Annotated in this window: 17 protein-coding genes; 7 read left to right on the top strand and 10 right to left on the bottom strand. The window is 43.0% G+C overall.

The window, feature by feature from the left end:
• The first annotated feature begins 53 nt into the window (after positions 1-53).
• Both AC2D3N_RS22750 and AC2D3N_RS22755 read left to right on the top strand, forming a co-directional pair.
• Positions 54-890 (top strand): SDR family NAD(P)-dependent oxidoreductase, encoded by an 837-nt coding sequence (locus AC2D3N_RS22750; RefSeq protein WP_484692246.1) that lies wholly within the window; start codon positions 54-56, stop codon positions 888-890.
• Between the two features lie 90 nt (positions 891-980).
• Positions 981-1280 (top strand): hypothetical protein, encoded by a 300-nt coding sequence (locus AC2D3N_RS22755; protein ID WP_484692247.1) that lies wholly within the window; start codon positions 981-983, stop codon positions 1278-1280.
• A 266-nt stretch (positions 1281-1546) separates the two neighbouring features.
• Here AC2D3N_RS22755 and AC2D3N_RS22760 read toward each other — a convergent pair whose 3' ends face one another.
• Entirely contained in the window at positions 1547-1786 is a 240-nt protein-coding gene (locus AC2D3N_RS22760) for a type II toxin-antitoxin system HicB family antitoxin (RefSeq protein ID WP_484692248.1), read from the bottom strand.
• Between the two features lie 599 nt (positions 1787-2385).
• Between AC2D3N_RS22760 and gltB the strand changes: the two genes are divergently transcribed.
• On the top strand, positions 2386-6999 hold the full coding sequence (gene gltB, locus AC2D3N_RS22765; RefSeq protein WP_484692249.1) for a glutamate synthase large subunit: 4614 nt from the start codon (positions 2386-2388) through the stop codon (positions 6997-6999).
• Positions 7000-7229: 230 nt separating this feature from the next.
• On the opposite strand, the gene AC2D3N_RS22770 is transcribed toward gltB, so the two are convergent.
• From AC2D3N_RS22770 to cax, 6 genes are all read right to left on the bottom strand, one after another.
• A complete protein-coding gene (locus AC2D3N_RS22770) occupies positions 7230-7388 on the bottom strand; it encodes a hypothetical protein (protein ID WP_484692250.1) in 159 nt (52 codons plus the stop codon).
• A 540-nt stretch (positions 7389-7928) separates the two neighbouring features.
• Positions 7929-8822, bottom strand: coding sequence for an acetylglutamate kinase (gene argB / locus AC2D3N_RS22775; protein WP_079680487.1), 894 nt, complete (start codon positions 8820-8822; stop codon positions 7929-7931).
• Between the two features lie 79 nt (positions 8823-8901).
• Positions 8902-9441, bottom strand: a complete 540-nt coding sequence (gene mreD / locus AC2D3N_RS22780; RefSeq protein ID WP_079680488.1) for a rod shape-determining protein MreD — start codon at positions 9439-9441, stop codon at positions 8902-8904.
• Positions 9442-9490: 49 nt separating this feature from the next.
• Positions 9491-10264 (bottom strand): rod shape-determining protein MreC, encoded by a 774-nt coding sequence (gene mreC / locus AC2D3N_RS22785; protein ID WP_484692251.1) that lies wholly within the window; start codon positions 10262-10264, stop codon positions 9491-9493.
• Between the two features lie 84 nt (positions 10265-10348).
• Positions 10349-11389, bottom strand: a complete 1041-nt coding sequence (locus AC2D3N_RS22790; RefSeq protein ID WP_079680489.1) for a rod shape-determining protein — start codon at positions 11387-11389, stop codon at positions 10349-10351.
• Positions 11390-11690: 301 nt separating this feature from the next.
• Positions 11691-12806 carry a calcium/proton exchanger gene (gene cax, locus AC2D3N_RS22795; RefSeq protein WP_484692252.1) on the bottom strand — a complete coding sequence of 372 codons (1116 nt, stop codon included), beginning with the start codon at positions 12804-12806 and terminating at the stop codon, positions 11691-11693.
• 150 nt (positions 12807-12956) lie between these two features.
• On the opposite strand from cax, the gene AC2D3N_RS22800 reads away from it, so the two are divergent.
• Positions 12957-14420: a bifunctional orotidine-5'-phosphate decarboxylase/orotate phosphoribosyltransferase gene (locus AC2D3N_RS22800; protein WP_484692253.1), complete on the top strand. Its 1464-nt coding sequence runs from the start codon at positions 12957-12959 to the stop codon at positions 14418-14420.
• A 170-nt stretch (positions 14421-14590) separates the two neighbouring features.
• Here AC2D3N_RS22800 and AC2D3N_RS22805 read toward each other — a convergent pair whose 3' ends face one another.
• Positions 14591-14977, bottom strand: a complete 387-nt coding sequence (locus AC2D3N_RS22805; protein ID WP_079680492.1) for a response regulator transcription factor — start codon at positions 14975-14977, stop codon at positions 14591-14593.
• Between the two features lie 671 nt (positions 14978-15648).
• Between AC2D3N_RS22805 and AC2D3N_RS22810 the strand changes: the two genes are divergently transcribed.
• The 3 genes from AC2D3N_RS22810 (at position 15649) to AC2D3N_RS22820 (ending at position 21664) form a co-directional block, all read left to right on the top strand.
• Positions 15649-19374 (top strand): PAS domain S-box protein, encoded by a 3726-nt coding sequence (locus tag AC2D3N_RS22810; RefSeq protein WP_484692254.1) that lies wholly within the window; start codon positions 15649-15651, stop codon positions 19372-19374.
• 294 nt (positions 19375-19668) lie between these two features.
• The gene (locus AC2D3N_RS22815) at positions 19669-21153 is read left to right on the top strand and encodes a HEAT repeat domain-containing protein (RefSeq protein WP_484692255.1); all 1485 of its coding nucleotides are present in this window, start codon (positions 19669-19671) and stop codon (positions 21151-21153) included.
• 148 nt (positions 21154-21301) lie between these two features.
• A complete protein-coding gene (locus AC2D3N_RS22820; protein WP_484692256.1) occupies positions 21302-21664 on the top strand; it encodes a hypothetical protein in 363 nt (120 codons plus the stop codon).
• A 198-nt stretch (positions 21665-21862) separates the two neighbouring features.
• Here AC2D3N_RS22820 and AC2D3N_RS22825 read toward each other — a convergent pair whose 3' ends face one another.
• Both AC2D3N_RS22825 and AC2D3N_RS22830 read right to left on the bottom strand, forming a co-directional pair.
• Entirely contained in the window at positions 21863-22561 is a 699-nt protein-coding gene (locus tag AC2D3N_RS22825) for a TIGR00266 family protein (RefSeq protein ID WP_484692257.1), read from the bottom strand.
• Between the two features lie 39 nt (positions 22562-22600).
• Complete coding sequence (locus tag AC2D3N_RS22830) at positions 22601-22783, bottom strand: J domain-containing protein (protein WP_484693786.1); 183 nt, start codon at positions 22781-22783, stop codon at positions 22601-22603.
• Between the last annotated feature and the right edge of the window lie 31 nt (positions 22784-22814).

Consider the following 22814-nt stretch of genomic DNA (forward strand, 5'->3'; position numbering starts at 1 on the left):
TGGATTGAAATTAGGCTAATAAAATAGTTATTGAACTGATAAAAAAACTAGAAATGAGTCAAGAAAAGTATTTAAAAGGTCGGGCTGCCATGGTTACCGGTGGTGCTTCAGGGATGGGTCGGGCGATCGCATTGGCATTAGCCGAAGCAGGTGCTGATATTGCTATTGGTTCTTTACTTACAGGGGTTTCAAGTAAAGCTGCTGGGGAATTAGTCTACCTACCCGGTGCTGAGGAACTCGAAGAAACCAGAAAGGAAATTGAGTCGCGAGAAGTCAGAGCGATCGCCCTCAACCTGAATGTTTGCTTAATCGAATCTGTACAAACCTTTTACGATGCTACAGTTCAAACTTTGGGCAAGGTGGATATCTTAGTAAATGCAGCCGGAATTACCGCCGAACAAACCATGTGTGGCCATCCCGATGCCCTCTGGGAGAAGGTGATGGATGTGAACCTTAATGGTGTTTACCGTACCATTAAGCTGTGTTTGCCAGGAATGCTCGATCGCCAGTGGGGACGGATTATCAATATTGCTTCTACTGCCGCATCCGTCGGTGCTCCTGCTTCTGCTGCCTACTGCGCTTCCAAGGCGGCTGTTGTGGGTTTAACTCGCTGCGTCGCCCTGGAGGGAGCCCCACATGGCGTAACCTGCAATACCATCAGTCCGGGTTGGGTAGAAACTCGTTTTGGTAAAAGCTGGATGGGGCATATTGCTGAAACAACCCAAGGACAAAGTGCAGATGAATATATCCAAGCAACCAAGCGATCAAATCCGCAACAGAGAATCATCCAACCGGGAGAGATTGGAGCATTGGCGGCTTTTCTGTGCCGAGAGGAAGCTTATGGCATTACTATGCAGGATCTCACCGTATCCGCAGGTTCTCTCTGGTGAGTGAAGGTTTTCCGTTTCAAATCTGCCTGTTGAGCACAACCCGTAGTCTATAATAACAAATTGAAAATTGCGTGAATACTCTAAAGAAAAATGATGAAAAAAACAGGTTCGGGTTGTCTTTTATTGATATCTCTGTCATTTTTTAGCTTGATTTTGGGGATAGACAGTGTTCGAGCCGATGACGATCGAGACGCAACCCCAGAGGAAATTACTAGAATTAAACAGGTTTTGGCAGGTCAGGGGTGTTCATTTGATGATGATAATGATGTAGATTTTGAATTAAATCGCAATCGTTATGAAGTTGATGACGTGATTTGCTCCGATGGAAAGAGTTATGAGATTTACCTTGATCAAAACTTTAATATCATTTCCAAGCGTCAAGATGATTGAGTGTCAAAACATTAATATAGCAATCCTATTTGAGTTGTGATAAAAATCTGTAGGGGTTGGGTCTTCCAACCCTCTTGGTGCTTGGGTTAAGTCTCCCAACCCCTAGGATAAAATATTACAAACCCTACACGGATTGCTATAAGTACCTAAACAAAATTAATTACACATCCTCATACAGAGCATGACTCCCCTTTTGACGGTCAAAATAAAACCTAAATTTTCGATAACTTTGATAAAGTCTTTAGCCTTGACACTGGGAAAATTACTCATGCTAAGATCCTTAATGGCTTAACAATTAAATCTTCTCTAGGAATTGACTGATGATCAGCCCTTAAACTTTCAATATATAATTCAATCGCTTCTGTAATATTATCGATCGCTTCTTCAAAGGAATCTCCTTGAGAATGACAACCTTTTAGAATAGGGCAAAAAGCATGATAACCGACCTCGGGTTCTTTTTCCAGAATAACGGTATAATTGTAAACTTGTTTATTGTTGTTATCCATAAGTTTTTAACTTGTTAGTAATCTACCGACTTTTATCGGAGTATTATTCTATAACAATTCTAAATAGATTGTAAAATTATAGCAAGTCTAAATCAGTTGTACAAATAGCTGAAAATCCGAATCATCGTAGGGGGACGGCGGGCCCAAAGTCCGTCAAATTAAGCCGAAAACCCGTGATTACAGCCGAGATTAGATCCCCCTAAATCCCCCTTAAAAAGGGGGACTTTGATCTCTTGTCCCCCCTTTTTAATGGGGCTAGGGGGGATCATTGACTTGGGATCAGATCAAGGGAATTCGGGTTTGAGCGCCTACTTTTAGAGTTAAGTTGACGGACTTTGGGCGCGCCCCGACCCTACACACCGAATTTGTGTCCATTTTTTAGGGTTAATAATCTTGATCATTCAGTCCCAACTTAGTCTAAATGTATACCAACAAACAGAACAATTTTTTGTTTTCCCCAACTCCCCTAACTCCCCCACAACTCCCCTGAACCAAGGTAAGCTGACATAATAGGTTTTTCCCTCCCTTAATGGGCCTTCGTTGCCCTCGGAGACTGTAAAGCTCTAGGTATCTACATTCATAACCTTAAATTGACTGTCATGAATACTCACAAATTCCCCGAAAAACAGGGTTTATACGATCCACAATTTGAACACGACGCCTGCGGGGTCGGGTTTATTGTGCAGATGAAAGGCAAACAGTCCCACGATATTGTGGAACAGGGGTTAACTATCCTGCTCAACCTCGACCACCGCGGCGCCTGTGGTGCGGAAACCAATACGGGTGACGGGGCGGGAATTTTAATGCAACTCCCCCACAAGTTCCTGAAAAAAGTCGCCGCGGCGCAGAATATTACCCTACCCGCACCCGGTCAATATGGCGTGGGGATGATGTACGCCTCCCCCGATACCAACGCCAGGGAAAGCGGTCGCCGAATTTTTGAGAAAATTGTGGCCGATGAAGGTCAACAGGTCTTAGGGTGGCGGGATGTACCGACGGATAACTCCTCCCTGGGAAATACCGCTAAAATGAGTGAACCCTTCATGCAGCAGGTGTTTATTCAACGGGGTTCGGGTTTAATAGATGATTTGGCCTTTGAACGGAAATTGTATGTGATCCGTAAACGCGCCCATAGCGAGATCCGGGTGACTCAGGTGGACACCTATTTGTATTTGTCGAGTCTCTCCTGTCGGACAATGGTCTATAAAGGGATGCTGATGCCTGTACAGGTGGGTGATTATTACCCCGAACTCCATGATCCCGATATGGAAAGTGCCTTAGCGTTGGTTCACTCCCGCTTCAGTACCAATACTTTCCCCAGTTGGGAACGTTCCCACCCCTATCGCTACATTGCCCATAACGGCGAAATTAATACCCTCCGAGGCAATATTAACTGGATGACCGCCCGCCAGTCGATGTTGGAGTCGGAATTGTTTGGGGAGGATCTGAAAAAAATTCAACCCGTAATTAATATTAAAGGTAGCGATTCTACTATTTTTGATAATGCCCTAGAATTGTTAGTCTTGGCAGGGCGATCACTTCCCCATGCGGTGATGATGATGATCCCCGAACCTTGGACGGCCCACGAGTCCATGAGTGACGAGAAAAAGGCCTTTTATGAATACCATTCCTGCTTAATGGAACCTTGGGATGGCCCGGCTTCCATTGCCTTTACCGATGGGACGATGATGGGGGCTGTCCTCGATCGCAACGGTTTACGACCTTCCCGCTATTATGTCACTAAGGATGATCTCGTAATTATGGCGTCGGAGGCCGGAGTTCTCCCCATCGAACCGGAACGGGTGGCCCATAAAGGTCGGTTACAACCCGGGCGGATGTTCCTGGTGGATATGGAACAGGGGCGGATCATTACCGATGAGGAAATTAAAACCAAAATCGCCACGGAACAGCCCTATCGGGACTGGATCAACCAGAATATGGTGGAATTGGCGAACCTCCCAGACCCTGTAGAAACGCCCCATGGAGAGACGCGCCATGGCACGTCTCTACAGGATGGGTTAGTTCAGCTACAAACGGCCTTTGGTTATACCTTCGAGGATCTACGCCTGTTATTAACCCCCATGGCCCGGGATGGGGTGGAAGCGGTGGGTTCCATGGGAACCGATACCCCCTTGGCGGTGTTATCCGATCGCCCGAAACTGCTTTATGATTATTTTCAACAACTGTTTGCCCAGGTCACAAACCCCCCCATTGACTCCATTCGAGAGGAAATTATCACCTCGGCGGAAACGACTATCGGGGCGGAACGCAACCTCTTAAAACCCGAGCCGGAAAGTTGCCACCTGATCGAACTGAAAAGCCCAATTCTGAGTAACGAAGAATTAGCTAAACTTAAATTTGTGAATGGGGGCGGTTTTCAAGCCGTTACCCTGCCGATTCTGTTTAACCCCAAAGATGGGGTAAAAGGTCTTGAAGCGGTAATGGAGGGGATTTTTGCCCAGGCTGACAAGGCGATTGCAGGTGGGGTGAACCTGTTAGTTTTGAGCGATCGCGGAGTCAACCCGGAAAACGCCCCCATCCCGGCCCTGTTAGCGGTATCCGGTTTACATCACCATCTCATTCGTCAAGGGACTCGGACACGGGTAGGGATTATTTTAGAATCCGGTGAACCCCGAGAAGTCCATCATTACGCCCTGTTAATCGGTTATGGTTGCGGGGCCATTAACCCCTATATGGCGTTTGAAAGTATCCACGATATGATCGAGCAGGGATTATTAGTGGGAGTGGACTATAAAACCGCTTGCAAAAATTACATTAAGGCCGCCACAAAAGGGGTCGTTAAAGTGGCTTCAAAAATCGGGATTTCCACTTTACAAAGTTATCGTGGTGCCCAAATTTTTGAGGCTATTGGGTTAAATCAATCGGTGATTGATCGATACTTTAGTTGGACGGCTACTCGGATTGAAGGGGCTGATTTAGAGGTTATTACTCAAGAAGCAATCCTCCGCCATACCCACGCTTTCCCCAACCAACCCGGGGAGAAAACCCATACCCTAGATGTGGGGGGTGAATATCAATGGCGTAAGGAAGGAGAAGCCCATTTATTAAGCCCGGAAGCGATTCATTCCCTCCAGAAAGCGGTGCGTTTGGGAGATTATGAATTGTTCAAAAAATACGCCCAGTTGGTGAATGAACAAAACCAAAAATATTTCACCCTGCGCGGCTTATTGCAATTTAAAGATCGTCAACCGATTCCTTTAGAAGAAGTCGAACCCATTGAAGCGATTATGAAACGCTTTAAAACCGGGGCGATGAGTTATGGATCGATTTCTAAGGAAGCCCATGAAACCTTAGCGATCGCCATGAATCGAATTGGGGGTAAGTCTAACACCGGAGAAGGTGGCGAAGACCCAGACCGTTACACCTGGACAAACGAACAGGGGGACTCGAAAAATAGCGCTATTAAGCAAGTCGCCTCCGGTCGGTTTGGGGTCACGAGTTTGTACCTTTCCCAAGCCAAGGAAATTCAAATCAAAATGGCTCAGGGGGCTAAACCCGGAGAAGGGGGACAACTGCCCGGACGTAAGGTTTATCCGCCCATTGCCAAAGTTCGCCATTCTACCCCTGGCGTGGGTTTGATTTCTCCCCCTCCTCACCATGATATCTATTCCATTGAGGACTTGGCCGAATTAATCCATGATTTGAAAAATGCTAATCGCCAGGCTCGGATCAGTGTGAAATTAGTCTCGGAAGTCGGAGTCGGAACCATTGCTGCGGGGGTAGCTAAAGCCCATGCCGATGTGGTTTTAATCTCCGGGTTTGATGGTGGGACGGGTGCGTCTCCCCAAACTTCAATTAAACACGCCGGACTGCCTTGGGAGTTGGGGTTAGCAGAAACCCATCAAACCCTGGTGTTGAATAATTTGCGATCGCGCATTGCAGTCGAAACTGATGGTCAGATGAAAACTGGCCGGGATGTGGTGGTGGCGGCATTGTTAGGGGCCGAGGAATTCGGCTTTTCAACCGCCCCGTTAGTTACCCTGGGTTGTATTATGATGCGGGTGTGCCACCTAAATACCTGCCCGGTGGGTATTGCTACCCAAAACCCCCAACTGCGGGAGAGTTTTTCCGGTGATCCTGAGTATACCGTTAATTTCATGAAGTTCATCGCCCAGGAAGTCCGAGAAATCATGGCTGAGTTGGGTTTCCGTAGCTTAACGGAAATGGTGGGACGCACGGATGTATTGGAAGGCAAGAAAGCCGTTGACCATTGGAAAGCCAAGGGAATTGACCTCTCGAAAATCCTTTATCAACCGCAAGTTGGGGACGATATCGGCCGTTATTGTCAGATTCCCCAGGATCACGGGTTAGATAAATCTATGGATATCACCGTGTTACTGGATTTGTGTAAACCTGCTATTGAGAAAGGTGAGAAGGTTGAAGCGACCCTACCGATTAAAAATATTAACCGGGCGGTGGGAACGATTTTAGGCAATGAAATCACCAAAAACCATTGGCAAGGTTTACCCGAAGATACGGTGCATCTGCATTTCCAAGGCAGTGCGGGTCAAAGTTTTGGGGCTTTTGTTCCCAAGGGTGTGACGCTAGAATTGGAAGGGGATGCTAACGATTATGTAGGCAAGGGATTAAGCGGAGGTAAAATTATTATTTATCCTCCGGCAGTTTCCACTTTTATCCCTGAAGATAACATTATTATCGGCAACGTCGCCCTATATGGCGCCACCCTGGGGGAAGTCTATATCCGAGGGTTAGCGGGTGAACGTTTTGGGGTGCGTAACTCCGGTGTCAATGCCGTTGTCGAAGGTGTGGGAGATCACGGTTGTGAATATATGACTGGCGGTAAGGTCGTTGTCCTGGGTGCGACCGGACGTAACTTTGCGGCGGGGATGAGTGGCGGTATTGCCTATATCTTCGATGAAAGTGGCGATTTTGCTACCCGTTGTAATACGTCTATGGCGGATTTAGAAAAGTTGGAAGACCCGGAAGAAATTAATCAGGTTTATCAACTTATTGCTAAACACGCGGAGTATACCAAGAGTCAAAAAGCGTTGAAAATTTTGGCAAATTGGACGGAAATGATTCCAACTTTTGTTAAAGTGATTCCCCGGGATTATAAGCGGGTTTTGGAAGCATTAAAAGAAGCGGAAAAATCCGGTTTAACGGGGGATGATGCGTTAACGGCGGCGTTTGAAGCCAATTCCCGTGATGTGGCGCGGGTTGGCGGAAGTTAAGTGTTGGAAACAGGGTTTCTATTGGGTATGAAGTAGGGGCGGGTTTCTCTCAGATTTAGAAAACCCCACCCTAATCTTAATAAACCTGCCCCCCTTAGTTGAATAAATATCAGGAAGGGCGGGTTTATTAAAATTTATGTGAATTAACAAAGATTGTCTCGAACCCGCCCCTACGAAGTGCTAAAATTTGGTTAAGTTAATTAGGAATTTTTAATATTGATGAATTTAAGCTAAGATAAATTTAATATTTGCTTAACTTCATCTAAATAAAAAGTAGGACTTTCTTGTTCTTTTTGTTGTGCTGTTCTTAAATCTTGTAAATCCTGTAAATCTTCTAACAGGTTTTGAATTTTAAGCAATTTTTCACTCAATTTAATCTCAAAAGACATGGGCTATATTTCCTTAGTCGTTCTTAATCTAGTATAGCGCGATGGGTTCCGCCCAACCGAAGGCGATCGCATAGCTACCAACCCAAACATCATACTTTTATAAAAATAGCGATCGCTCTTGACCAAACTCAAAACCGAATCGGTTATACTGGGATTATTTTTTAATTTGTACCCTAGAAATAGATGGGATAAAAATTATGACAACAACAATTCAAGTTGATATTTCCTTTGATTCCTTGATTACAGCGATTAAATCTTTAGATTTATCCTAAAAACATCGGCTTTTAGAAATTTTAGAAGATCAGATATTTGAAGGTGAAGCCGAACTCGAAGAAGACCCCGGAATTATCGCAGAAATTGAGGAAGCACGTCAAGCTTATCAGAGAGGATACTATCAAAGCATTCAAGATTACATTGCAACTCAGCCTGAAAAAACAACATAAACCTGTAGGGGCGGGTTCTCCCAAATCTAGTAAACTTTACTCAGATATTAATAAACCCGCCCGACCCAACTGTTGTTATCTCTCTATCGGTGAATCTTTAACGCATAAATTCAGAAGCGACAATCATCGTCCCTATCCCCGAATCAGTGAAGACTTCTTGCAATAAAGCATGGGGAACACGACCATCTAAAATATGAGCCGCCCGCACACCTTGGGCTAAACTTCTGACACAACAATTGACTTTAGGAATCATCCCCCCGGAAACAATTCCTTGTTCAATTAATTGTCGGGCTTCCTGAATATTAACTTGGGCAATTAAGGTATCGGGATTATGATAATCCTCCAAAATTCCGGCTGTATCGGTTAACAGAATTAACTTTTCAGCACCCAAGGCTGCCGCAATTTCCCCGGCAACCGTATCAGCATTCATGTTATAAGCCTGTCCATCTTCATCCGTTGCCACACTAGAAACCACGGGAATATAACCACTACTCACCAAAGACTCTAAAAGTTTAGTATTGACACTACTGACTTCTCCCACAAAGCCAATATCCGCCTGACCTTCAGGACGAGCTTTAATTAAGTTGGCATCCTTGCCACATAGGCCAACAGCTTCCCCTCCAGCCTGGTTAATCAAAGAGACAATTTCCTTATTCACCCGACCCACTAACACCATTTCCACTACATCCATCGTTGCGGCATCAGTGACTCGCAACCCATTTTTAAATTGAGGTTCAATTCCCAATTTAATTAACCAACTATTAATTTCTGGGCCGCCGCCATGGACAACCACCACCCGAATTCCGACAAAAGATAGTAACACAATATCCTGCATCACCTTATCTTTCAGGCTGCTATCCTTCATCGCAGCCCCCCCATATTTCACCACAATTGTACGATTAGAAAACTTTTGAATATAGGGGAGAGCTTCACTGAGAATTTTAGCGCGAACTGCTGTATCTGTTTGGTCAAAATCGCTATGTTTAAGCATATAAGTTTCGGTGAGAGCGTGTAGAAGCGAGTTCCGTGAGAACTTTGTGAATTAACCCAACTCTCCACCAAACCCGCCCCTAAGATTTTAGTTGATTTGAGGTTTCCAGAAATGCCCACCAGCGATTAAGCGGCAGATAGATGACAGGAGTCCACAAACTACTCAAAATTGCTGTGGACAGTGCTACCCGTTGTTGGTATCGGAATAATTCATCTAAAGCCAAATATCCAAAACTGTTCAATTGAAAACCTCGGATAGCTTCCACTAAAATCGCCATCCCAAAAACCATCACAGCAACAGAAATAAAATCCTCTTGAATTTTTTTGATAATTCGTTTATAAATCACTACGGTTAAAAGACTAACAATCACCAAGGGAATAATATGGGAAGGAAAAGAAACTGTTAATCCATCTAAAATCAACCCACAGCATAAACCCCCAACCATAGCCTGTAAAAAAGAGCGTTTAATGCTCCAAGTCACCAGCCAAATTAACACCCAATTCGGGGTAATTCCAAAGAGTTCTAACCCAGGAATCCGAACCAAAGATAACCAAATACAAACCATTAAAGAAATAATGGTAATCATCAAATTTAAAACTTGATAAGGCTTAAAAAACATATTTAATCAGTTATCAATTATCGTTTATCAGTAATCAGTGTAAGAGCAATTAATTATCAATTACTGATTTTTGATTCGGATAAATAATCACCCATTCCACAGAAGGAATAGAGGCAAAAAACTCAACAATTGCTTCGGGGGATGGGGCTTTATTCATATCTACAGAAACGACTTTACCAATGGGCAAACCTTCAGGGACAAGCTGGCTATAACTAGAAGTAACAACCGCATCTCCCACCTTAACTTTAGGATCACTTTCAAAAAATTCCATGATTCCTTGTTCGGTCGAATTTCCCTTGAGAAATCCCATATTGCGACTGCGACTAATCGTCACCCCAATGCGACTCATCGGATCACTCAAAAGCATCACTTTACTGGTACTAGGTGTCATACTAATCACCCGTCCAATTAATCCACCGGGAGCCACCACTAAATCCTGATTCCGAACCCCCTGCTGACTCCCACGACCAATAATAATTTGTTTCCACCAAGAATCGGCACTGCGACCAATCACAGGAGCCACAATTCCCTTACCCTGTTTTTTAGCAGCGACATAATTTAAAAGATCCTGAAGCTTTTGATTTTGGTTTTTCAGTTCTTGAATTTGAGCTTCCAACTGATTAATTCGAGGATCAATTTGTCGAACAATTCTTTCCTGTTCCGTTACGGTTGATGCCGATAAATGAAACGGACGAGTCACCCAATAGTACATTTCATATAAAGCAGCCCCTTGAGTTTGTCGCACTAACCAAGCGGCTAAAATTGCCAAACCCAGTAAAAAAAATTGATTCCGACTGCGACTCCACCAACTGCGTGTTTGCATACCAATTAAAATTAACTGTGAAGATAATTGATAATTGATAATTACTTTTTTCAGGGTCAATTATCAATTATCGATTATCAATTGTTACAGATTGCGGGAACTCCCAGTAAAAACCCGTTCCAACTGTTTGAAATTTTCTAATACCCGACCAGTACCTAACACCACACAACATAGGGGGTCAGCCGCAATATGGGTAATAATTCCGGTTTCGTGGCTAATTAAGGCATCAATGCCCTTGAGTAAAGCTCCTCCACCGGCTAACATAATTCCCCGGTCAATAATATCAGCAGCCAGTTCTGGGGGAGTCCGTTCTAAAGTGCGTTTGACCGCATCAATAATAATTGATAGAGGTTCTGCCATACTTTCGCGCACTTCTGGAGATTTAATAGTCACGGTTCTAGGCAAACCTGATAATAAATGAATCCCCCGTACTTCCATAATCATTTCTTCATCGGCGGCGGGGTTGGGGTAAGCGGAACCCATCTTAATTTTAATATCCTCAGCCGTTTGTTCTCCAATCACTAAGTTATGAACTTTTTTCATATACAAAATGATGGCATCATTGAGTTCATCTCCAGCCACCCGCACGGACTCGCTCAATACCGTTCCCTGTAAACTCAAAACGGCGACTTCCGTTGTCCCGCCCCCAATATCCACAATCATATTTCCTGTCGCTTCGGAAACGGGTAAACCCGCACCAATGGCCGCGGCCACAGGTTCATCAATTAGTCGGACGTCCCGCGCCCCAGCCTGAGAAGTCGCTTCAATCACCGCCCGGCGTTCTACTCCAGTTACTCCACTGGGAATCCCAATCACAATTCGAGGCGCAATCAGGGTTTTTCCCTCATTCACCCGCCGAATAAAGTGTTTTAGCATTTGTTCGGCTGCATCAAAGTCTGCAATCACCCCATCCCGCAGGGGTCGTAGTACCACTACATTTTCTGGAGTGCGGCCCAACATTTTTTTGGCTTCTTCTCCCACCGCCAACGGGATTTTTTCTAGTTTGTCAATGGCGACAACCGAGGGTTCTTGTAGTACAATGCCCTTACCCGATACATAAATCAATGTGTTAGCAGTCCCTAGGTCAATGCCCATGTCCTGCGAAAAACGACTAAAAAGACCCACTATTCTTTCCCTATAAAAAATTAACAGCAATCCTTTCGGAGTGTCCGTAAGGGCGACTAACCGATGAGAATTGTATTACGTTTTGGGTTGTGCGTCTAGTCATTACTATTTAGAATGCTGAGAACTTCAACCCAAAATTCCTCACCATCGGTTTCCGTGATCATACTTTTAGTTCGTCGGGTAGAAGACCGGATCAGGATTAAGCTGTACTGCATCTATGAATTGCGATCAGGAAATTGCCCGATGCTTGTGGGAGCATCCGGGATCCCTAGAATATGCAGTTTAAATGCAGTACAGCTTATCAACCAATCCCCTCAATAATCGGATGGAAGTAAAACGCAATCCCCAAAACAGTATAAGCAGCCAAGAGTAATACCCCCTCTAACCAATCGGAACGGCCATCGGAACTGACGGAGTTAGCAATTAACACGGACACGGCAACGGCGATTAATTCAAAGGGGTTAAAGTTTAAATCCATCGGTTTCCCTAATATCCATCCGGCTAAAACCAACACGGGGGCCACAAATAAAGCAATTTGCAAACTCGAACCTAGGGCCACGGATACGGATAAATCCATTTTATTTTTCATCGCCACGGTAACGGCGGTGGCGTGTTCAGCCGCGTTACCAATAATGGGAACTAAAATCACCCCGGTAAATAGTGCTGTCAGTCCCAGACTAGAGGTAGCTTCCTCTAAAGTCCCCACCAATAATTCCGACTCGAAGGCTACAGTTAAGGTAGCCACTAACAAAACCCCAATCCACAGCTTTAAATTCACCTTTTCTGCCTCATGTCCGGCTTCTTCTTGGGTGATTACGCCGTCTTCATCGTTTTCCGCCACTCCCACGTCATATAAATAGGAGTGGGTTTTCATGGAAAACAGCAGGGTAAGAACATAAACTGTAATCAAAACCACCGCCACCGCCGCTGAGAGGGTTTGCATGGTTGATTCCTCAATGCCAATGGAGGTAACATCTACTGCCGTTGGTACTAAAATAGCAATGATGGCTAAATTCATCGCCGAGGCATTCAAACGGGCAATAACGGGCTGGAATTTTTGTTCTTTGAAGCGTAAACCTCCTAAGAACATGGATAAACCCATAACTAGGAGGAGGTTTCCCATAATTGACCCGACTAAACTGGATTTTACCACATCAATGAGTCCAGCATTCAGGGCGACAACTCCAATAATTAATTCCGTCGCATTCCCAAAGGTGGCATTTAACAACCCGCCTAAATTCGGGCCCAGGACAACGGCTATTTCTTCGGTCGCAGTTCCCATCCAAGCTGCTAGGGGAATAATCGCTAAAGCTGAGGTGACAAATACAAGAGTTGATCCCCACTCCAAAAAGTGACCCGCAATCGAAATCGGCACAAAAATTAACAGGGCTGAGAGTATGGTTTTGGTATTCAACATTTCAGTAATCAGTTATAGGATTGATCAGAGAACCTGTTGCCCCTAGAAGGCTATATCAACAAAGATTAATTTTTTAACTCGACCTTTCAGGCATTATAATTATAATCATCATCTGTAATCCCTGTCAATTATTAATAATTAACCTTTAAAATGAACTTTTTTAATCAATTATTAGCGGCAATTGAACAACAAAATAGTTTGCTTTATGTTGCCTTGGAACCCGATCCCGATAGCCATATTTTTGAAACGGTCAATTGTGAGGGAATTGATGGTGATTCGGCGGATATTCTTGAACAGTGGCAGAATTGGCTAGGCTTTGTGATTCGAGAAACTGCGGAATTTGTCTGTGCCTATAAACTTTCTTTAGGGTTTTATTTAAGTTTGGGAATCCCTGGATTGAAACTATTAGAAAAAATATTAAAAGTGATTCCGCCTAATATTCCTATTATTTTAGATGCGAAATATAGTGATTTGCATTCGAGTACCGTCTTTGCTCGTTTTGTGTTTGAAGACTTAAAGGTTGGCGCTTGTACCTTAACTCCTTATGCTGGATTAGATCAAGTTGCACCTTTTTTAGTTTATCCTGATCAAGCGGTATTTATTTCCTGTGCCACGGCTAATCCTTCGGCTTCTATTATCCAAGAATATCCTCAATCTCAACAACCTTTATATTTGGAATTAGTTAAGGTCGCTCAAACTTGGGGAACTCCTGAACAATTGGGATTATTTGTGGGGATGGTACCGGATATGTTAGCCAAAATTCGTCAAGCCGCCCCGGAACAATTTATCTTATTAGAAGGGGATGTAGCCGAAGAAAATGATTTAATGGATGTAGACGATTTAACCCCAATTTTAGCTGCTGGATTAAGTTTAAATGGCGATCGCTTATTATTACCCATTCCTCCTAAATTATTAGAAAAAGAAACCATCGGAACTGGAATCAAACAGTTAAGAGAGCAAATTAATATAGAACGACAACAGGTAATCAGAGGAAATCCCACCTGCGATTTATGGTTGCCCGATGTTTGTTTTTTAAGACATCAACCCCATCGAGATTTGATTTTACAATTGTATGATATTGGCTGTATTATTTTTGGGGATCATGTTCAATCATCGGGAGAAACTTTCCCCTATTATATTGACCTGAGACGGATTATTTCCACACCCCAAATTTTTCATCAAATTGTCGGAGCCTATGGAGATATTTTAGAAACCCTAAGTTTTGATCGAATTGCGGGTATCCCCTATGGTTCTTTACCAACCGCGACGGGGTTATCCTTAAGATTACAACGTCCGATGATCTTTCCGCGAAAAGAAGTTAAAGCCTATGGTGCGGGGCGATTAATTGAAGGACACTTTCAACCAGGGGAAACCATTGTGGTAGTGGATGATATTTTAATTACGGGCAATAGTGTGATTCAAGGAGCCGAAAAGCTAAAATCTGCGGGGTTAAACGTTCATGATATTGTGGTTTTAATTGATCATGAACGAGGAGTTAAAGAACGATTAAAGGATAACAATTATCAAGCCCACGCGGTCTTAACCCTTTCAGAAATCGCAGAAACCTTGTATGAAGCGAACCGAATTACAGAGGAACAGTTTAACTTTTTTTAAAGGGAAGTAGGAATTACGAAGTAGGAATTACGAATTACGAAAGGGTAATGGGGAATGGGTAATACTTCGACTTCGCTCAGTAACAGGGTAATGGGGGAATATAAGAAATAATATTACTAGATAGTCCTCTTTTTTTTTAGTGTTTAGTGGGGATAGGCTTGAGGATTAATTTACTGGAGTTGTAGAACTTGGCCAACAACTTCCGATAACTTTTGAGCGTCAAAGGGCTTAGTAAGGTATTCGCTCGCCCCTGCTAGACGGCCTTGAACCTTATCAAAAGCACCGTCCCTTGCTGTTAACATAATAATGGGCAAATTCTGAAACTGAGGAATACTGCGAACGGTGCGACAGAGTTCTAGGCCATCAATTCCCGGCATGGCTACATCCAAAAGTAAAACCGAAACGGCTTCATGGTAAATGGTGGATAAAGCATCCACAGCATTATCAGCAACAAGGACACGATATTCCTTCCCTAATGCCTGTTGGACGAGTCCTTGCATAACTCTACTATCGTCAACGGCTAAAATAGTGGGTATAGAACTTTGAGATACTGGCATAGTAATTCATGTTCGGTGAGTCGAGATGCCCTGCTCATCAGTAATCAAACCTATAAAAAATAGCCTTGATGACTGGATCTGAGTCCGACTATCTATTATTTTCATTATAGATGAAAAGTATTCGTTCGTTTTAATATAAACAATTCTATACTTTTAAGCCGGATAATCATGAAGAAATTTGATCAAATCTGTTTTCGGTGTTTTTGATTGATCTAACCTCGAAAACAATGGCTATTTTTGAATAGTACAAATAATTAAAAAGTAAAAATACCAAACTACAATTCCTAGACCCCCTGGTTGTCGTCGGTTTCGCTAATACGGAAAAAGCACAAAAAACCCTTTTTTGATGCCTTGCCAGAGTGGTTTGTGTCCGTAAAGATTTTTTGCATCAGCCGATATCACCAGTAGAAGTGGCTGCAACCTTTGTTAAGATTAAAGTAGATTAAAAAGGTTGTGTGAGATCAGGACGTTTGGACAAACAATGTCATACAGCTAGGGCGAGTCAAACAAAAGTCAGATGTCGGGTAACAGTTGAGGTGTTGAGGTGTTAAGGTGTTGAGGTGTTAGCGACTAACCCTTGACCCCTCAGTGAATACGAACATCTCATCCCAAAAAGCGAAATACCCGGTTGCTGATATCTAGCCACTCCCTTTGTATGGTGATTACCGATAATGAACGCAAGATTTTTAGGTCAAACCATGTTCAGCCCAGAGGGCAATAATCTTTCTCAGGTCATCCACAGGTTTGCTGAAATTCCCTTTGATGATTTGACTCACCTAGCGTCCCATCTAGCCCAGACGCCCATTGCTTTAATTACCTTTATGGATACCAGCCATCAGTGGTTGAAATCTCAGGTGGGTTTAACGGGAAAAATACACTCTTATTTGAATTTCTGCGAGTTTATTATTGAATTGCACTGCCAACTAGAATCGCTGACGGAGGATCAAGACGATCTCGATCAGTCCTTAACCCTGAACCCTCCTAAATCTACCTTAAAACTATCTCCAGAACCGATTATTATTCCCGATACCTGGAATGATCACCGGCTTTCTAACCAACCCTTAGTTAAACGAGAGCCTGGGATTCGGTTTTATTTGGGTCTTCCCTTGATCACCACCGATAACTTAATGGTAGGGATGCTGTCGATCATGGATTATCAGCCCCGGGAGCTACCACCAGAAACCATTAAGGCTTTACAATCCCTCAACCATCAAATTATTAGCCAAATTAACTTACACCGCCAACTGATTCACTCCCAAACCAAACTCAGTCAACTCGAAGATATTATTAATGAACGCAAGCAAGTTTGGGAAGTCGTTCGCCAAGAAAGGGACTTTGTTTGTGCGGTTCTCGACACCGTAAGTGCTTTGGTGATTGTCCTTGATCCCGAGGGTCGAATTATTCGGTTTAATCGAACCTGTGAACAACTGACGGGATATTCCGCCGAGGAAGTCGAAGGAAAAACCTTTGATGAGTTGGGGGTTAACCTATTGCCCTTAGATTCTAGTAGCCAACCAGCCCCTAGATCGTCGATAATGATTGAGTTTGATGAATCTCCCAAATCGATGGAAACTCAACATTCCCTTCCGCCGATCCCGAATCATACAAGTTTAAATGCTTGGGAAACGGAATGGATTCAGCCTAATGGCCGACGCCATTGGATTGCTTGGTCAAATACGGCTTTGTTTCAGGCGAATGGCTTGATCAAATATGTGATTGCGACGGGAATTGATATTACCGAACGCAGACAGTCCGAAGTGCGGATGGAATTGCTGGAAAGGGCAATTAAGGCCAGTCCTAGCGGAATTGTGATTAGCGATTTTACCGCCACCGATTGTCCGATTATCTACTGTAATCCCGCCTTTGAACGATTAACCGGCTATTCTCAGGAGGAAGTTTTAGGGCGCAATTGTCGGATGCTTCAGGGTGAGGATACTGATCCAAAAGAATTAGCCCACCTCAAGGATGCGATTACCCAACATCGGGAATGTAGCGTTACCTTAAAAAATTATCGCAAAGATGGCAATTACTTCTGGAATGAACTGTCAATTTCTCCGGTGCGCGATCGAGAAGGACGTTTAACTCATTTTATCGGAATTCAAACCGATATTACCCAACGCAAACAGTCTGAGGATGCTTTGCGCGAAAGCGAGGCTCGTTATCGGCTTTTGGCTGATCATGCGACGGATTTGATTTCTCGACATAGCAACGATGGCACATATTTATATGCTTCTCCGGCTAGTCAGCAATTATTAGGATATGCACCGGAAGAATTGATCGGGAAATCGGTCTATGACTTGATTCATCCCGAGGATTTGGCCGGGACTCAAGAAAAATATTCGCTATTGAGAAATTGTCAAGATATTTATACTGTCAGTTACCGAATTCGATGTTGTAATGGTGACTATATTTGGTTTGAAAGTACCTGTCATGGGTTGAGAAATCAGAACTCACAAGACATTGATGAAATTATTGCGGTTTCACGGAATATTACGGAACGAAAAGAAGCTGAAACCTTGTTGTTAGAGCGATCACGGCTTTCTCAATTGGAAGCAGAAGTGGGAACAGCCCTAGGACACGGGGGGTCAATTGCCACGATTCTCAGCCATTGTATACAGGCGATCGCCGATTATCCTGATGTGGCCGGGGTGGGAATCTGGACATTAAATCTGAATAGCAATCAATTAGAACTCCAAGCCAATGCCGGGTTAGCCGTTCATGAAGATAATATTACCGAAACCGATGTTTTAACCAGTTCTATTCCCTACCCCCTACCCCTAATGAAAAATCGGACGTTTGATTTTCCCTTGGTGGTGGAAGGTCGTCTGGTGGGGTTAATGGCAATTTGTAGCCACTCCACTCTCAATGACGAAGCCCGGGGGGTTTTGGGATGGGTAGCCAATGCTTTAGCCGTGGGTATTGATCGGGTGAAGGCGCGGGAAGAACTCCAAAGTCGCCGGGAAGGGTTATTATTTCGGTTGGCGAGTCAGATTCGGGATTCCTTAGATATTGATACCATTCTTGGAACTGCTGTGAGTGAAATTCGGGCTTTATTGCAGGTGGATCAATGTCATTTCCTCTGGTATATGCACATTCAACCCAATCAACAACCCAGTTTTACTGTCACCCACGAATCCCTAAATCCCAATTTATCCAATGGTTTGCAGGACTATCCCCCGGAACAAATCCCTCTGTTAGCCGAAAAAATTCGGATGGCTCAGACGATTAAAATTGATAATATTCACACCACAACGGTTTTAGATGAATCTACCAGAAGGTTTTTACAGGAGGCGGGTATTTTTTCCCTGTTGTTATTACCTTTGGAAACGCGCTCGGGTCAACGGGGAGCGGTAGTCTGTAATCATTATGGAGGATATCGACCTTGGCGGGACAGTGAGGTGGAACTTTTACGCGCGGTGGTGGATCAGTTAGCGATCGCCATTGACCAGGCAGAATTATATGCCCAAACCCGGGCGGCGGCCTTAGCAGCCCAAACCCAAGCCTTTCATCTGAGTGAAGCCCTACAGGATTTAAAACAGAAGGAATCCCAATTAATTCAAAGTGAAAAAATGTCGAGTCTTGGACAAATGGTCGCCGGAGTTGCCCATGAAATTAATAATCCGGTTAATTTTATTTATGGGAATCTTACCTATGCCAAGGAATATACTCAAGATATTTTAGAATTGTTGGAATTGTATCAGGAAATTTATCCGATTCCGACTCCTGCTATTCAAGCTAAAGGCGAAGAAATTGAATTAGAATTTTTAGTCGAAGATTTACCGAAAATTCTATCTTCGATGGAAATGGGAGCCGATCGGATTCGTCAAATTGTCGTATCTTTGAGAAGTTTCTCACGGTTAGATGAAGCCGAAATGAAGCCCGTCAATATTCATGATGGTATTGATAGTACATTATTAATCTTACAAAATCGTTTAAAACCTAAAGGGGCATCCGGTGGAATTGAGTTAATCAAGGAATATGGCAAGTTACCCAAGGTTGAATGTTATGCCGGACAGTTAAATCAAGTGTTTATGAATCTGATTGGCAATGCAATTGATGCCTTAGATAATCGACCCGAACCTCGAATTATTAAAATCACTACGGAGGTCATTCATCCGAATTTGACAGAACTCAAGGGGAAATTACCTCCTTTAGAACAGGTTAGAATTACAATTCGAGATAACGGCCCGGGAATTGAAGATAAGGTAAAAAATAGGCTTTTTGACCCATTTTTTACTACAAAACCGGTGGGCAAAGGAACGGGTTTAGGCTTATCGATTAGTTATAAAATTGTGGTAGAACAACATCGAGGGGAAATTCTCTGTTACCGAGATCAAGATAATTTTACGGCATTTGAAGTTTCTATTCCCATATTCCAAAAAGAACGGAATCAGTAATCACTCCTATTTGCGATCGCTTTTTCTCGGTAGTTGGTCAAGAGTTAAGTTAAAGGTGAATATAATTCTACAATTATTGGCCTGATATTCAGAGTTCAATCCTTGATAGGGACTGGACTGGTATTTGATTAATAGCCGTTTGGATCACTTTGCTTGTTTTTGGGTATAGTAGTATCGTATCAAAATAAGCAACCTATAGTTTATAGATTATAAACCCATATTTTGGGATTGATAATGCTTAACAGCTTATCTTGAGAGAACTGCGTTAGATTTCGATCAAATAGGAGTGATTTTATGGTTTTCGGCAATTTAGCGGTTATGTTAATTATTGGGGTCGTGGTTGGTGTAGGACTGGCCTACTGGTGGTTTGACCAACAGATCTCCAATCATAAAAATAGTACAGAAGAAAACAATCGTCGGCAACGAGAGGAACAGGAAAAATCACATCAGATTCGGATTCAACAAGCTGTTCAAGAGTCAGAACAGAAACATCAAAATCAACTTCAGCAAGCAATACAAACGTTAGAAAATCAATATCAAGCTCGAATCGAACAGATAAGTGTGCAGTTACAGGAGAAAGAGACTCAGGTTGCACAACTGAATCAATCGCTTTTTGAATCTGAAACTCAGGTTGCAAAAATTACAGAACAATTACAAGAAAGTGAAGCTCAAGTTGAAGAACTAGATCAATTTTTGACTGAGCATCGAACAGTTTTGGAACAAGTTACTGCTGAATTGGAAACAAGTCAAGCACAGGTTCGGGAACTGAGTCAATTTTCTGCCGATGAAGGAGTTGAATCGGAAATTTTACCAGAAGCAGTAACTCCAGCAACAGAACTAATCCTTACTTTGCCAGAAACATCTTTTGTTAAAGATGAAGTTTTAGAAACAGAACCGGAAGTTTTAGAATCTTCTCCTGTTGAAGAAGTTATTACAGAATCTCCAGTTTTAGAGTCTCCTACTGTTGAGGAAGTTGTTACAGAACCTGCGGTTTTAGAGTCTCCTACCGTTGAAGAAGTTGTTACAGAATCTCCAGTTTTAGAGTCTCCTACTGTTGAGGAAGTTGTTACAGAACCTGCGGTTTTAGAGTCTTCTACCGTTGAGGAAGTTGTTACAGAACCTGCGGTTTCAGAGTCTCCTACCGTTGAGGAAGTTGTTACAGAATCTCCAGTTTTAGAGTCTTCTACCGTTGAGGAAGTTGTTACAGAACCTGTGGTTTCAGAGTCTCCTACTGTTGAGGAAATTGTTACAGAATCTCCGGTTTTAGAGTCTCCTACCGTTGAGGAAGTTGTTACAGAAACCGCTACTATTCAAACAGAAAAAATAACATTACCTTCAACAAAACTCTCATCAGAGGAAGAATTAATTCAGCAAATTTCAGCAATTGGAGCATCGGGAAACTTTGCATCTATTAACACATTAACCGGATATTTACAACATCCTAACCCTCAAGTTCGTTATGCTATTGCTGCAACATTAGGAAAACTCACTGCTTCTGGTCGATTGAGTCGGGAAGTGCAACAAAGCATCCCCATTTTAACTCGATTGAGTCAAGATCTTGATCCGAGTGTTCGTCAAGAAGCGATTATTGCTTTAGGAAAGATACCCTCTCATCAAGTCATTCCGATCTTACAAAAAGCATTGCGAGATCCTCAAACTAACGTCGTACAAGCCGCTAGTTTAGCATTAAACAAATTCAAAGTTTATCGCGTCCGTCCTAAATCTCAACCGAAATCTCTAATGTTGAGAAAACCGAATATATCTAGCAATCCTCAATAGGTTGTGGTATTTTATTGTAGGGGTTTGATATGCCAGTTTAACCCCTACAGTTTTGTTTGGTGATAACTTTATCGTTTCCCTAGCGATGGGGAATCAAATATAAAGTTTTGATTTTTGTTAACATTCAACTTGATTTTTGGAAACAACTATGAAATTTCAAACCTCCTTATTAGCGATCGCTTGTCTTGTTGGTACAGTAGGTATTTCTTTACCTGTTCAAGCTAATTACTTACAGAATACCCCCATGCAGATTGCTCAGTCTTCTGCACCTGAAAAGACTTATATGACTCCCCAAAGAAATACTAACGAAATTGCTGTTCAAATTCAGGATGGAGAGTTTTTCTTCGCGGGAATGTTAAAGCGGACTTCGGGGAATAAATTTATGGCTCAAGATAAAAAAGTTCGTGTGATGTACGATAAAGATACAAGTCGAGTCGTTGTGATCAATGTCGTTACAGGAACAGAATTTTATAACTATATCTTCTCTACTGCCGATGAAGGATCATTGTAAAATTTTTGTTATTTGATCTCGTCAAATTAATACCAATAAATTCTGATTGTCCGTTGTACTTGCAGATGATGGATAACTAATCAGAGACGTGATTGTCAGCAGAGAAATGGAGAATAAACAAGAAAGAAGTTTCATGATATTAAGAAAACCTTGTTATTGATACAAAAAAGTGATTAATGTCTCGCAAAATGCAGCTTTTTATTGGCTACTACTACTGCTGGTACTCGAACTTTGGGGCAGTTTAGGAATTAACCAGGAGAGGAATTGATCCTGCGATCGCGTTTGCACCAAAAACTTCCCAGGGCCAGTTAGATCAGCCACAAACCCTTCACCGCTAAACAGAAATGTCTTCATCCCGCCAATAGAACGGGTTTTGAAGGGCATGGTTTCGGGTAGTGCCACCAAATGTCCGGTATCAATGGTATAGGACTGTCCGGCGGCTAGGGTAATTTCGTGAATGGCTCCATAGGAAGAAACCACCATCTTGCCACGACCCTGCGCTCGTAGCATGAACAGCCCGCCCCCCGTACCGAAGAAAGACTTGGAGCCACCCCATTTAGAGTCAATTTCAAGGCTAATATCAGAGGCAACATAGGCTCCTGATTGTACCAACATCGGCTCAGTAATATCCAGAGTCATCAGATCGCCGGGTAAGCCAGGAGCTACTAGAATTTCCCCTCCTTGCGCTGGTGCGGTGTAGACATTCTGGAAAAAGCTTTCACCTCCTAGAAATGCCCGTCCTAGAGACTTGAGAAAACCACCTGTAGCCTGGGTCTGCAAGGTGACACCACTGGACATTCCCACCATCGAAGCGGCTTCAACCCGCACTTGTTCTCCACCTAGAAGCCGCAAACGCCCAAGGGTGTAAGCGTGCTGATACATTAATTCAACTTCCATAAGAAACGCTCCCGAATTTTTACAACTATATCTTGTTTTTTATGAATGCGATCGCACCTGTTGATTCCATTGATTTAAAAAAGTCTCATAGGCGTGATTAATTCTTTGCATAACAGCGATCGCTTCTGATTTAATGTTATAATCAGGATGATATTGTTTTGCTAATTGATAATAAGTTTGTTTGACTTGATGAGGTGTTATATATATTGATATTATATTTATTTAATAACTCAGCTAATATAAAGGGATAAAA

This window comes from Planktothrix sp. PLAVEN19ND, from assembly GCF_057220675.1.

Excerpts from the sequence above, each read along its gene's own strand:
- AC2D3N_RS22770 (WP_484692250.1), bottom strand. The coding sequence starts at position 7,388 with ATGTCTTTTGAGATTAAATTGAGTGAAAAATTGCTTAAAATTCAAAAC.
- argB (WP_079680487.1), bottom strand. The coding sequence starts at position 8,822 with ATGCTTAAACATAGCGATTTTGACCAAACAGATACAGCAGTTCGCGCT.
- AC2D3N_RS22760 (WP_484692248.1), bottom strand. The coding sequence starts at position 1,786 with ATGGATAACAACAATAAACAAGTTTACAATTATACCGTTATTCTGGAA.
- gltB (WP_484692249.1), top strand. The coding sequence starts at position 2,386 with ATGAATACTCACAAATTCCCCGAAAAACAGGGTTTATACGATCCACAA.
- AC2D3N_RS22810 (WP_484692254.1), top strand. The coding sequence starts at position 15,649 with ATGAACGCAAGATTTTTAGGTCAAACCATGTTCAGCCCAGAGGGCAAT.
- cax (WP_484692252.1), bottom strand. The coding sequence starts at position 12,806 with ATGTTGAATACCAAAACCATACTCTCAGCCCTGTTAATTTTTGTGCCG.
- AC2D3N_RS22815 (WP_484692255.1), top strand. The coding sequence starts at position 19,669 with ATGGTTTTCGGCAATTTAGCGGTTATGTTAATTATTGGGGTCGTGGTT.
- AC2D3N_RS22825 (WP_484692257.1), bottom strand. The coding sequence starts at position 22,561 with ATGGAAGTTGAATTAATGTATCAGCACGCTTACACCCTTGGGCGTTTG.
- mreD (WP_079680488.1), bottom strand. The coding sequence starts at position 9,441 with ATGTTTTTTAAGCCTTATCAAGTTTTAAATTTGATGATTACCATTATT.
- mreC (WP_484692251.1), bottom strand. The coding sequence starts at position 10,264 with ATGCAAACACGCAGTTGGTGGAGTCGCAGTCGGAATCAATTTTTTTTA.
- AC2D3N_RS22750 (WP_484692246.1), top strand. The coding sequence starts at position 54 with ATGAGTCAAGAAAAGTATTTAAAAGGTCGGGCTGCCATGGTTACCGGT.
- AC2D3N_RS22820 (WP_484692256.1), top strand. The coding sequence starts at position 21,302 with ATGAAATTTCAAACCTCCTTATTAGCGATCGCTTGTCTTGTTGGTACA.
- AC2D3N_RS22800 (WP_484692253.1), top strand. The coding sequence starts at position 12,957 with ATGAACTTTTTTAATCAATTATTAGCGGCAATTGAACAACAAAATAGT.
- AC2D3N_RS22755 (WP_484692247.1), top strand. The coding sequence starts at position 981 with ATGATGAAAAAAACAGGTTCGGGTTGTCTTTTATTGATATCTCTGTCA.
- AC2D3N_RS22805 (WP_079680492.1), bottom strand. The coding sequence starts at position 14,977 with ATGCCAGTATCTCAAAGTTCTATACCCACTATTTTAGCCGTTGACGAT.